This window comes from Hydrogenovibrio sp., assembly GCF_049975065.1.
Lineage (GTDB): Bacteria > Pseudomonadota > Gammaproteobacteria > Thiomicrospirales > Thiomicrospiraceae > Hydrogenovibrio.
On sequence record NZ_JBNGDN010000056.1, the window covers coordinates 1 to 13299 of the forward strand.

General features: G+C 51.2%; 9 protein-coding genes. 2 read left to right on the plus strand and 7 right to left on the minus strand.

The annotated features are described in order from the left end of the window. From fba to tkt, 5 genes are all read right to left on the minus strand, one after another. Positions 1 to 904, minus strand: a 904-nt coding sequence (fba, locus tag ACP5D0_RS07325; protein WP_472365012.1) for a class II fructose-bisphosphate aldolase, incomplete at its 3' end; no start/stop codon positions are given. Positions 905 to 992: 88 nt separating this feature from the next. Beyond that, positions 993 to 2435 (minus strand): pyruvate kinase, encoded by a 1443-nt coding sequence (pyk, locus tag ACP5D0_RS07330; RefSeq protein WP_472365013.1) that lies wholly within the window; start codon positions 2433 to 2435, stop codon positions 993 to 995. A gap of 238 nt (positions 2436 to 2673) precedes the next feature. Next, complete coding sequence (locus ACP5D0_RS07335) at positions 2674 to 3855, minus strand: phosphoglycerate kinase (RefSeq protein WP_472365014.1); 1182 nt, start codon at positions 3853 to 3855, stop codon at positions 2674 to 2676. Between the two features lie 160 nt (positions 3856 to 4015). Next, entirely contained in the window at positions 4016 to 5017 is a 1002-nt protein-coding gene (gap, locus tag ACP5D0_RS07340) for a type I glyceraldehyde-3-phosphate dehydrogenase (RefSeq protein WP_472365015.1), read from the minus strand. 76 nt (positions 5018 to 5093) lie between these two features. Further along, the gene (tkt, locus tag ACP5D0_RS07345; protein WP_472365016.1) at positions 5094 to 7082 is read right to left on the minus strand and encodes a transketolase; all 1989 of its coding nucleotides are present in this window, start codon (positions 7080 to 7082) and stop codon (positions 5094 to 5096) included. Between the two features lie 420 nt (positions 7083 to 7502). On the opposite strand from tkt, the gene ACP5D0_RS07350 reads away from it, so the two are divergent. Further along, the gene (locus tag ACP5D0_RS07350; protein WP_472365017.1) at positions 7503 to 7949 is read left to right on the plus strand and encodes a rhodanese-like domain-containing protein; all 447 of its coding nucleotides are present in this window, start codon (positions 7503 to 7505) and stop codon (positions 7947 to 7949) included. Positions 7950 to 7979: 30 nt separating this feature from the next. Here the strand turns inward: ACP5D0_RS07350 and ACP5D0_RS07355 are convergent, their stop codons facing one another. Continuing rightward, complete coding sequence (locus tag ACP5D0_RS07355) at positions 7980 to 11144, minus strand: efflux RND transporter permease subunit (protein ID WP_472365018.1); 3165 nt, start codon at positions 11142 to 11144, stop codon at positions 7980 to 7982. Continuing rightward, positions 11145 to 12407, minus strand: coding sequence for an efflux RND transporter periplasmic adaptor subunit (locus ACP5D0_RS07360; protein WP_472365019.1), 1263 nt, complete (start codon positions 12405 to 12407; stop codon positions 11145 to 11147). Positions 12408 to 12707: 300 nt separating this feature from the next. On the opposite strand from ACP5D0_RS07360, the gene ACP5D0_RS07365 reads away from it, so the two are divergent. Continuing rightward, positions 12708 to 13274 carry a Tll0287-like domain-containing protein gene (locus ACP5D0_RS07365; protein WP_472365020.1) on the plus strand — a complete coding sequence of 189 codons (567 nt, stop codon included), beginning with the start codon at positions 12708 to 12710 and terminating at the stop codon, positions 13272 to 13274. Positions 13275 to 13299 lie beyond the last annotated feature (25 nt).

Here is a 13299-nt window from a genome sequence, read left to right on the forward strand (position 1 = left end):
GTGGGTCAAAGTTAGACTTGTTTTCTTCCAAGTGCTGACGAACCGCACCGGTAGACGCCATACGCAAGTCGGTATCGATGTTTACTTTACGAACACCGTATTTGATACCTTCAACGATGGCGTCAACTGGCACACCGTAAGTTTGGCCCATGTCACCACCGAAATTGTTGATGGTTTCCAACCATTCTTCTGGAACAGAAGAAGAACCGTGCATTACGATGTGAGTATCAGGAATACGCTCATGGATTTCACGGATACGGTCGATACGTAGTACATCATCAGAAGGCTTAGACGTGAACTTGTAAGCACCGTGAGACGTACCCACAGCAACCGCTAGACAGTCAACGTTCGTTTCTCTAACAAACTGTGCCGCTTCTTCCGGATCCGTCAACAAAGCGTCCGCGTCAAGCTTCTCGTCGGAACCGTGGCCGTCTTCTTCACCCATCATACCGGTTTCCAGAGAACCTAGGCACCCTAGCTCACCTTCAACCGTTACACCACCCGCGTGTGCCATTTTAACCACAGCGGCCGTGATGTCACGGTTGTATTCGTAAGACGCTGGCGTCTTCATGTCAGACATCAAAGAGCCGTCCATCATCACCGAGGTGAAGCCAGATTGAATCGCGCGCAAACAGACACCTTCATCGGAACCGTGATCCTGGTGCATTACAACCGGAATATGCGGGAACATTTCAACCGCACCCTGGATCAGGTGACGCAACATTGGCTCACCAGCATACTTGCGTGCACCCGCCGACCCCTGCAGAATAACAGGCGAGTTACATTTATCCGCCGCACGCATGATTGCACGAACCTGTTCCATGTTGTTTACGTTAAACGCCGGCATACCAAAGTTGTTTTCCGCTGCGTAGTCCATCAATTCACGAAGTGTAATCATCGCCATGTGCGAGACTCCTCTATTAGTTTAAAAAATCAATCGTTCTATTCTAACAAGCTTTTTAGGCTTGAAAAGCCTGATCAGGTCTTTTGTTTCAGGGAACCTTAACAATTTCCATTTGATTGGTTCCGCCCATCAAACCGCGTGCCTGACCACGGGTGACAATAATCAAATCCCCCGAGCTGGCCACCCCTTTCTGCTTGAGTTCTTCCAGTATTTCAGCCTGCACTTCGGCATCCGTCAAATCCGAGTAATCAACCGTAGTGGGATAAACGCCCCTGTAGAGCGTTACCTTCCGACGTGTCTCCAGGTGGGGTGTCAACGCAATGATCGGAATACCGGAACTGATACGGGACATCAATAACGGCGTGTTGCCCGATTCGGTCAAGGCAGCGATGCAGGTGACGCCAAAATGATTCGCCGCATACATTGCGGACATGGCGACGGTTTCATCCACTGCCGTAAACGACTCATCAATACGGTGCGTGGATTCACGCGCGCTGCGAGATTTTTCCGCCTCCAAAGCGATATTCGACATCGTCTGAATCACCAGGCTCGGTGAATGGCCAGTGGCGGTTTCTCCAGATAGCATCACCGCATCGCTTCCGTCCATGACCGCGTTGGCCACATCAAATACTTCAGCGCGTGTCGGAATGGCATTTTCAATCATGGTTTCCATCATCTGAGTCGCCGTAATCGTAATGCGGTTCAATTGACGTGCGCGTTTAATCATTTTCTTCTGCAGTGCCGGTAATTGCGCATCCCCAACTTCCACACCCAAATCACCACGGGCAATCATAATGACATCCGATGCCAGAATAATGCTGTCCAGGGTAAAATCATCGTTCACCGCTTCAGCACGTTCTATCTTTGAGACAATACTGCAATTAAGACCGGCTTTTTCCGCCAGTGTGCGGCAATACTCAACGTCTTCCGCACTTCTTGGAAAGGACAATGCCAGATAGTCGCATTGGATTTCGGCGGCCGTCAGAATGTCTTCTTTATCTTTCTCAGTCAAAGCCGCCGCCGATAAGCCGCCGCCCATCAAATTAATGCCTTTATTATTGGATAGTTTACCGCCGACCACTACGACACAATTAACACGCTCGCCTTCGACGCTTTCAACGTCGAGAACGACACGTCCATCATCCAGCAACAAGCGATTACCTGGTTTGACATCGTAAGGCAGGCTTTTATAGGTTAACCCCACCTCGTGCTGATTGCCCGCCATCGGATCGACATTATTGTCCAATGCGAAGGCCGCACCGGGTTTTAGAAAAACACTGTCTTCTGAAAAGCGGGCAATACGGATTTTTGGCCCTTGAAGATCCACCAAGACCCCCACTTGCCGATCCATTTTAGCCGACAGTTCACGCACTTTTTGGGCACGTATTTTATGATCGTCGGCATTGCCGTGGGACATATTGATACGCACCACATCCACACCGGCTTTGATAATCCGCTCCAACTCACCTTCACGATCCGTCGCCGGACCAAGCGTTGCAACGATTTTCGTTCTTCTTAAATTTTTTGCCATGAATTTATAATTCCTAAGACTGCCATTAAGTGCTCGACAGAAAGCTAAGATGACTCGCGAAACAAACTTCCCTGATCGGGTTCTTAGCCCAAACAAAATTCATTTACCGAGGCATCCTCTCATCTCTCGTGAACGAGGCACCAAATTGTGATAAACGAAATCTTGGACCCAGCCAACGTTGGCGGGCAAAGATTTCAAAAAGACCTAGCAAAATCGCCAGGCCTGCTCATTTTGTAGTTCAGCCTTTTGCGGCTTTTTCCAGCATCTCAACCGCCGGCAAGGTTTTGCCTTCCAGGAACTCCAGGAAAGCACCGCCACCCGTTGAAATATAAGAGACTTTATCGGCAATGTCATACTTATCGATTGCCGCTAGGGTATCCCCGCCGCCGGCGATGGAGAAAGCGGACGATTCCGCGATGGCCATGGAAATGGCCTTGGTGCCTTCACCGAATTGGTCAAACTCGAAAACGCCAACCGGACCGTTCCAAACAACCGTACCGGCCTTTTTGATAATGCCCGCCAACTCTTTCGCTGAATTAGGCCCAATGTCGAAAATCATATCGTCATCCGCGACATCGGCGACCACTTTGGTTTCCGCCGCCGCCGACTCGGAAAACTCCTTGCCACACACCACATCTGAGGCTAATGGAATCGCCGCACCGCGCCCTTCCATGATTTCGTTCAGTTTCTTACAAGTTGGCACCAAATCGCTTTCCGACAAGGATTTTCCTACATTGTAACCCGCCGCTTCGATAAAGGTGTTGGCAATACCGCCCCCCACCACCAGCTGATCCACTTTCTCAGACAACGACTCCAGAACGGTCAATTTTGTGGACACTTTAGAGCCGCCCACTATGGCAACCATTGGACGAGCAGGATTGTTCAACGCCTTGCCTAAGGCCTCCAACTCAGCCGCCAGTAGCGGCCCGGCACAAGCGGTATCGGCAAAGGCACCTGCTCCGTGGGTAGACGCTTGCGCACGGTGCGCCGTGCCGAAAGCATCCATAACATAAACGTCACATAAGGCCGCGTATTGTTTGGAAAGCGCTTCGTCGTTTTTCTTCTCGCCAACATTAAAGCGAACGTTTTCCAACAGAACCACTTCACCATCCGCCACTTCAAAATCACCGGACAAATAGTCTTTCACCAAGCGCACGTCTTTACCCAGCTTCTCGGATAAATTCGCCGCCACCGGCGCCAAAGAAAACTCTTCTGCATATTCACCTTCTGTCGGGCGACCCAGGTGAGACATCAGCATGACTTTTGCACCGGCTTCCGCCGCCATTTTAATGGTCGGCAAGGAGGCACGAATTCGTGCATCAGACGTCACTTTGCCGTCCTTGACCGGAACATTCAAATCTTCACGAATAAGTACACGCTTTCCCGCCAGATCCAAGTCAGACATTTTAATTACAGACATTATTGAGTCCTCTTTGTTTAGTTTAAGGCACTTTTTGAGGTGCCGTTGAGTGTCAAAAATACAGTTCTCCTATCCGCACTGATTTCAATGCGGATACGAGAAAGCATTGCCGATTGGAGCCGCTGTTACCACGACTCCAAAAACGGATTACATCAGCGGATTACTTAGAGCCAACATACTCCACAACGCGCATCATGTTGCAGGTGTAGCCGTACTCATTATCGTACCAGGCCACAATTTTAACGAAGGTTGGATCCAGTGCAATACCGGCTTTCGCATCAAAAATGGACGGACGGGAATCGCCACGGAAATCCGTAGAAACATTCGCTTCTTCGGTGTAACCCAGAACACCCTTCATATCACCTTCAGATGCTTTTTTCATGGCGGCACAGATGTCGTCATAAGAAGCCTCTTTGTCCAACTCAACCGTCAAATCGACCACTGACACATCGGACGTCGGCACGCGGAAAGCCATGCCGGTCAACTTGCCGTTTAAGGCTGGCAAAACTTTACCCACTGCTTTGGCGGCACCGGTTGAAGAAGGGATGATGTTCTCAAGAATACCACGACCACCACGCCAATCTTTCATGGAAGGCCCGTCAACGGTTTTCTGAGTCGCAGTCGCCGCGTGAACGGTCGTCATCAAGCCACGCTTAATGCCGAAGTTATCATTCAACACTTTGGCAACGGGCGCCAAACCATTAGTTGTACAAGAAGCGGCAGAAACGATTGCTTGACCAGCATATTCTTCATGGTTAACACCGTAAACGAACATTGGCGTGTGATCTTTAGAAGGGGCGGACTGAACCACTTTCTTCGCACCCGCATCGATGTGCGCCTGACAGGATTCTTCGGTCAAGAAGAAACCGGTACATTCGATGACCAGGTCGGCACCGACTTCATTCCATTTCAAGTCCGCCGGGTTACGTTCTGCGGTAATGCGAATCGTCTTACCATTTACAATCAGGTTTCCGTCCTTCACTTCCACGTCACCGTCGAAACGACCGTGAACGGAATCGTACTTCAGCATGTAAGCCAAATACTCCGGATCCAACAAATCATTGATGGCCACCACTTCAATGTTTTTGAAGTCTTTCGCGGCTGCGCGGAATGCCATACGACCGATACGTCCAAATCCGTTAATACCTACTTTGATTGTCATTCTGTTTTACTCCTAAAGAAACACCCGACCCAGCGGAAAAACCGCCAGGCCTGGTAAAAATGAAATGATAATTGAATTATTTACCCAGAACCGAGTTGGCCGTGGCGATGACATTTTCAACCGTGAAGCCAAACTCTTTGAACAGATCGCCTGCTGGCGCCGATTCACCGAAGGTGTTCATGCACACAAAACCGCCGTCCAAACCGACATACTTGTACCAAGATTCGGCCACACCGGCTTCGATCGCAACTCGCTTAACGCCAGGAATCAACACGGAGTCACGGTAAGCTTGATCCTGCTCGTCAAAGGCATCCGTAGAAGGCATGGAGACCACACGGACTTTTTCGCTCATGGCATCAGCCGCTTCGACCGCCAAACCAACTTCCGAACCGGTCGCAATAAAGATAATGTCCGGCGTACCGTCACAGTCTTTCAAGACATAGCCGCCTTTTTCAATGTTCTTCACTTGCTCCGCCGTACGTGCCATTGGCGTTAAACCTTGACGAGAGAACACCAGCGCTGTCGGCGCGTCACCACGCATCACCGCCAGCTTCCACGCCACGGCAGATTCGATCGCATCACAGGCGCGCCAGGTTTGGAAGTTTGGAATCACACGCATGGTCGCCATTTGTTCGACCGGTTGGTGTGTCGGGCCGTCTTCACCCAAACCGATGGAATCGTGCGTAAAGACATAAATCGTGCCAATTTTCATCAAGGCCGACATACGCAAGGCATTACGCATAAACTCCATAAACATGAAGAAAGTGGCACCGTAAACTTTAAAGCCACCGTGCAGAACCATCCCGTTCATCATGTGTGCCATACCAAACTCACGCACACCCCAAGACAGGTAATTACCGTTTGGATTGGCATGATTCACTTTCACCGTGCCAGACCAGTTCGTCAGATTCGATCCAGTCAGGTCGGCGGAGCCACCGAACATTTCCGGCAGAATCGGCCCCATGGCTTCAATTGCGTTTTGAGAGGCTTTGCGGGATGCGATATTGGGCATTTCGTCTTGCGTTTTCGCAATAAACTGATCCATTTCCACTTCAAAGTTCGCAGGCAACTCACCCGCCATACGACGCTCAAACTCCGCCGCCAACTCTGGGAATTCAGCACGATAGGCTTCAAACTTAGCGTTCCATTCCGCTTCGTCTTTCGCCCCTTTTTCCTTGTGATCCCAGCCATCGTAAACGTTCTGCGGAATCACAAACGGCTCGTGTTCCCAGCCCAGATTTTCACGCGTCAGCTTGATTTCCTCGTCACCCAAAGGCGCACCGTGGCAATCGTGCGAACCGCACAGGTTCGGCGAACCGAAACCGATGGTGGTGCGTGTACAAATCAGGGTTGGCTTATCGTTAATGGACTTGGCTTCACGAATCGCTTTATCAATGGCATCGGCATCGTGACCATCCACATCACGAATCACGTGCCAATCGTAAGACTCAAATCGACCCGCGACGTCACGTTCCATCCAATCGCCAATGTGACCATCGATGGAAATATCGTTATCGTCCCAGAAGGCGACCAGCTTACCGAGACCCAAAGTACCGGCCATGGCCGCCGATTCGTGCGACAGACCTTCCATCAAACAACCGTCACCCATGAAAACATAGGTATAGTGATTGACGATGTCGTGGTTTTGTTTGTTAAATTGTGCTGCTAAAGTGCGCTCGGCAATGGCCATGCCCACGGCATTCGTTAGCCCTTGTCCCAATGGCCCCGTGGTGGTTTCAATCCCATCCGCATAGCCATATTCAGGATGCCCCGCCGTCTTGGCATGCAACTGACGGAACTGCTTAATGTCGTCCATCCCAAGCTCAAAACCGGTCAAGTGCAACAACGAATAGATCAGCATGGAACCGTGTCCGTTAGACAGAACAAAACGGTCACGATCCGCCCACTTGGCATTGGTCGGATTATACTTCATGTGATCATTCCACAGGACTTCGGCGATATCCGCCATCCCCATTGGCGCGCCTGGGTGACCAGATTTGGCTTTTTGGACAGCATCCATGCTTAGCACACGAATGGCATTGGCTAGTTCTCTACGAGTTGACATTGGCAACTTCCCTCAAGGTTATAAAAATTCGGTCGTTCACGGCCTGTTCGGTGCAAGCGGCACCGTAACAAGTGCAAAATTTGGACAGTCATTTTCGCTTAAAATCACAAATTCATCAAGTACTCTTCACCGATGCGATTGAAATTGTCCACCCACTTCCGCCAGAAACCCCAGATATTCACAATCAAACGCAACGCTTCGGATTGCACCGAATCGCGCTTCTAAAAAGGTTTCCGTCTTAGAGGCTATCAGCATGGCGTTGTATTTTTAAATCCATTTGACAGTTTTATGAATTCACTTTAACCGCACAAATCTCGACGAAGCACCCATGCTAAAATCGGCGTTGAGGCATTTATGCTGAAATGCTTCATTTCATTTTTTCAAATTAATCCCAGCCCACTTTCAAACAAGGAGCCAACCATGCCACTTAGACTGACTGACCTCGTAAAAGCCGCCAAAGAAAACATCTCCGAAATCACCTGCGACCAAGTAAAAGACTACCAGTCACAAGGCTATAAAACCCTGGATGTCAGGGAAGCGGCCGAATATTTAGACGGTACCATTCCCATGTCGCTGCACATTCCTCGTGGCATTCTGGAACCCAAATGCGATATGTGCTTTGAAGGCCATCAGTCGGAGCTATCGGATCTGAATCAACCCTGGATCATCTTCTGCCAAGCCGGTGGGCGGGGAGCCTTAGCGGCGCACACCATGCAGCAAATGGGGTATACCTGCGTGGTCAACCTAATCGGCGGTTTCGGTGCTTGGAAAGCCGCTGGCGGTGCCATTGAAACGCCCCCGATTGAAGACGGATTAATCCGTTGCGACCATCCTTGGAACCCCGGCTACCAAGAGAACCAAGGCTAAATAACGCTGACTTCGTTAATGATGACTCCATTAATGAGCGGCTTTCCACTCGCCGCTCAACCGCTGGTGCACTTCCTCATAAAACGACAAAGTCGCCGGAATCACCAGTAGAATCAACAAGGTTGAAAACATCAACCCAAAGGCAATGGAGGCCGCCATCGGAATCAAAAACTGCGCCTGCAATGAGGTTTCGAACAACAGCGGCGTCAATCCGGCAATGGTGGTTAAAGACGTCAAAAATACCGCGCGCACACGCTGAACCACAGCCTCTTCCAGCGCCTGATTAATCGCCATACCTTCTTCTCGGAGACGTTTATAAAAACTCACCAAAATAATCGAATCGTTTACCACTATCCCGGATAAACCAAAGAAACCAAACAACGATAAAATTGTCATATCAATGCCCAGCAACCAGTGCCCGAAAATCGCGCCGATCAAACCAAACGGGATCGCCATCATCACCACCAATGGCCAGCCGTAAGACGCAAACACCCAAGCCAGCACTATGTAAATGGTTGCCAATCCAATCAACAAACCGATTTTCATGTCGCCCATGGTTTTGGACTGGTTCTTATTTTGCCCTTCCAGCGAATAGCTTACCCCATAGTTCGCCGTCAGTTCCGCCAGAGTGGACGCCTGCAGCTGCGCCAGAATGCGATTGGCATTATTCACCGCCTTATCCACCTCACCCTGCACCGTAATCGCAAGACGTCCATCCACGTGCCGCACCGCATCAAAGCCCTGCTTATTACGCCAGGTGGCCACTGCACTTAACGGCACACTTTCACCATCCGGTGTACGCACCTGCATCTGACCCAAAGTGACCAGTTTCACCTGATCTTCACGCGGAAACTGCACCCGCACTTCCACTTCATCTTCTCCGAGCGTGTAAATTTGAGCCAAACGTCCGGAAAACGCAGCCGATAACTGCTGCCCTAAAGACGCAACGGTAAACCCAAGGGCTTTGCCTTGGGGGGTCAGTTCATAGACCAACTGATCGCGCCCGTAAGGCAAATCATCCTTCACGCCCGACACCCCCGGAATTTGGGACAGAACCTGCTGCAAATCCAAGGAGGCTTGCTTCAGCACCTCCGGCGCAGCGCCCCACAGTCGCACTTCGACATCGCTGCCCGGCGGCCCGTTGCGCGGTGCTTCAATGGTTAAAATATCCAGGCCTGGCACTTCACCCGCTTTTGCCTGCCACATCCGAATGAATTCCGCATTCAGCGTATCCCGCGCATCCGGTTCCACCAGCTCGATGTTGATCCCGCCAAAGTTCGCGCCACTCTCACCACTGTATGTTTTATTGCGGTGCAAAACAGCGGTTCGCAAAATACCCGGCTCCAGTTCCGCCTCGGTCTCCAATAACGCCTCATACAGGTGATCCACATAGTCTGCGGTGACATCTGGCGGTGTTCCGGCCACAAAGCGGGCATCGGCAAACAGGCGTATTGAATCCGGCGAGGGGAAAAACACAAACGCAATGCGCCCGCCTGCCAGCAAACCAATGGCTAAAATCATCAGCCCAAGCGTTGTCGCCAAAGTGATGGCGCGATGCGCCAGTACCCAACGCGTCAAACGACGGAAGTGCACCTGACGAAAATGATCAACCGCACCGTCCAAACGATATCGAAGCGACCCAGGTGCTGGCGGCTTCACCTTTTTAAACGCATGACGCAAGTGCCCCGGCAACACCACAAAACTTTCCAGCAAGGAGGCGAAAATGACCGCAATAATCACCAACGGAATCGCAAACAGAATATTACCGACTTCGGCTCCGATCAGCATCAGCGGCAAAAACGCCGCAGCGGTGGTAATGGACGACGCCATCACCGGCGACAACATTCGATGCGCCCCACCTTCCGCCGCTTCTAATGGTGGCTCGCCCATTTCATAATGCGCCAGCGCATCTTCCCCGACGACAATGGCATCGTCTACAATGATTCCCAACGCCATAATCAAGGCGAACAAACTGATCATATTAATGCTGCCGCCCAGCAGATAGAGAATCATCAAGGTCGCCATAAACGACACCGGAATGCCGACCGCAACCCAAAAAGCCACCCGACCATTCATAAACAAATACAGAATCAACACCACCAAAATCAAGCCGCCGACGCCGTTATTGACCAACAACATAATGCGTTCATTGACCAGCGACCAGATTTCATCGTAAACCTGCAAACGCACGCCATTGGGTAAATTCGCTTCCGTCTGTTTTAACCAGTCCTGCATGATCTGCGACGACTTCAAGGTATCGCCCGACTCGGCACGCTGCAGCTTCATTTCAATCGCCGGACGCCCCTCAACCAACAGCACTGGCGCATTGCGCTTAACGCGCCGTTCCAGCTGCGCCAAATCGCCCAAACGAACGTTTTCGGTTTCCGATACGACCAATGGCAGCTCGGCAAACGCCAGCGCATCACGACGCTGCTCTATGGCACGCAAATCGCGCACACTGTCATCGTCCCCCACCGAACCGGCTGGATAATCGCGACTCATCCCCGACAACTGATCGGACACCGCCTGCAAGGTCAATCCATAATCCTGCAAAACCGACTGCGGCACTTCCACCGCCATTTCCTCTTCCGGCATGCCGCTATAGTTGATTTTATCGATGCCCGCATCCAAAAGCTGACGCTCGTATTCTCGCGCCAGATGACGCAACTCACTCAAATCACCGTTTTCACTGATCAACAACAACCGCGCCACCGATTCATAGCGAATCACCCGACTGATGACCGGCGTTTCCGAATCCTGCGGCAGATTGCGCAACTCATCCACTTTCTGTTTCACCTGATCGACCGCTTCGATCATATTGGTGCCTTCCTTGAACTTCAGAGTGATCGACGACACCCCCAAGGCCGAAGTGGACGTCATCTCTTCCAGCTGATCGACATTGCGCACAACCCGTTCAATTGGCTCGGTAATGGAGGTTTCCACATCTTCCGCATTCGCCCCCGGCCACACCACACGCACCGTGGCATAATCCAGCTCAAAATTAGGAAAAAACTGCACATTCAATTTCAACAGCGCCACGATGCCCAGCAGAATCATCACAAACATCACCAAATTCGGTGCTACCTTGTGACGGGCGAACAACCCGATGAATCCGTGGGACTTAAACACATCGCGTTTTGGATGATACCCCGGAAAATCATCCGGGTGCTTTTCAGGATCGACTATTTGAGACATTTAAGGCACCACCGCCACACTCAAGCCATTAATGGCATTTGGAAGATGGGTGGTAATCACCTGAGCACCCTGCGGCAAATCCGCACGGATAATCGCCCAAGTTCCCCCCGCCGGATCCGCTTCATCGCGCATCACCACATCCCCTAGCTTTTGCACACGAACACTTTTCATCGCACCGTCTTCAACGATGTAAACGCGATCCGAACCGTAAATTGCGGAATAAGGCACCGCCATCACATCCGACAAAGGCTGCCCCTGCAACCGAACTTGCCACATATCACCAGGCCTGGCAATTTTGACGGCATCCGGTATTTGGAACAAACCGTCCAAACCACTGGCACTGGCCTCCCCCGCCAAACGCAGCAACGGCAACACATACTCATTGTCACCCAGTGACAAGCTCGCGGTTAAAGGCACCCCGTCCTGCAACGCCTTATCAACCGACGGCAATGCAAAGCCCGGGATTTTGGCACGCAACTCCAAGCTGCCCAAGCCATAATAGGTCAGCAACGGTGAATTGGTGGCGACACGATCCCCTTCGGCCACCGACACGGAAGCCACTCGTCCATCGTAAGGTGCCTGCACCCGTCCGCGTTCACGGTCTACCTTCGCCTGCGCCAAATTCGCGCGCGCCTTCGCCAATCGCGCCTTCAACTGAGCCACCTTCGCCTTATTTTCCGCGACCGACAACTCCGCACCCACGACCGTGTATTCCTGTCGCACCAACGCCTCTTTCGACTGCTCCACGGTGGTTTTCGAAGCCAAGTCCTTTTTAATTAATTGTTCATTACGTCTCAAATCATTCTGCTTCAGCACCAAGACGTGTTTTTCTTTCTTCAGCCGTGCCTGATTCGCTTCAAACAACAGCTCCTGAATGCGAATTTCCGCTTCGGCTTCCGCCACATCGGCGAGCGCGATCTGATAGGGCAAATCGATATCCGAATCCGCCAGCGCCACCAACAGATCCCCCTGATTAAACGCCTGACCTTCACGCACCGCCAAGGTGGCCACCACCCCCGTCACGGGTGCCGATACCGTCACACGATCGCGCGATTCCACGGTGCCGTACAAAGACACCATCGGCGACAAAGTTTGCGAGCGCACCTCAATCACCTTGACCGGCCAAACCTTGCGCTCCACTTCCACTGGAAGCTGTTCCGGTTTACTCTGGGTGAGCAACACAAACACCCCAATCGCCGCAACCAGAATCACCAACGGCCATAAAAACATTTTGAACCGGCTTTGCGCTTTTTGCTCGCTCATGTCGATTTGTTACACTCCAATCATTAGGGTTTGAATTCAAGAGGAAGCAAATGGGCACCTTAAAACGGAGCACTAAGCCGTTTCAATCCATCTAATGCCCACACAGGTATTCCAACTGAGAGTCATGATTATAAGGCATCCCAATCGCAAAGCAGACCTCATCTACCGCATTTTCAATAGAAAACACTGATTGGTTGTCATAAAAAAATAGCTGGGAATAAAACTTGCATCAGGGGCAGATATAAATAAAATCTATCACGGTATTAATTATAAATCCAAGCACACTAGGAGAACATTTCAATGAAAAAAACACTCATCAGCACCTTGCTCGCCACCAGTTTGGTGACCACTGCGCACGCCAGCAACCACGGCACCCCCACTGAAGCCGAAGCACGGGGCTTAATCAAAGAGTACATGGGGCAATTAAAGCCCGCGTTAATGAAAAGCATGAAAGAAGGCGGTCCGGTCAACTCCATTGAAGTGTGCCACACCAAAGCGCCCGCCATTGCCAAAGAACTGTCTGAAAAAAGCGGCTGGAAAATCAATCGTGTCAGCCTGAAGCCACGCGGTGCAACCGCCACACCAGACGCTTGGGAAAAAACCGTTCTGGAACGCTTTGACGCTCAACTGGCCGAAGGCAAACCAATCAAAGGCATGGAAGTTTCCCAAGTTATTATTATGAACGGTGAAAAACAATACCGTTATATGAAAGCCATCCCGACAGCAGCGGTCTGCTTGAACTGCCACGGAACCGATGTCAAACCGGCGGTTAAGCAAGCCATCAGTGAATACTACCCGGACGATCAGGCCGTGGGCTATTCCAAAGGTCAGATTCGCGGTGCGTTCAGTTTCACCAAAGCGCTGTAACCACCCAAACCGCAAAACCGACCAG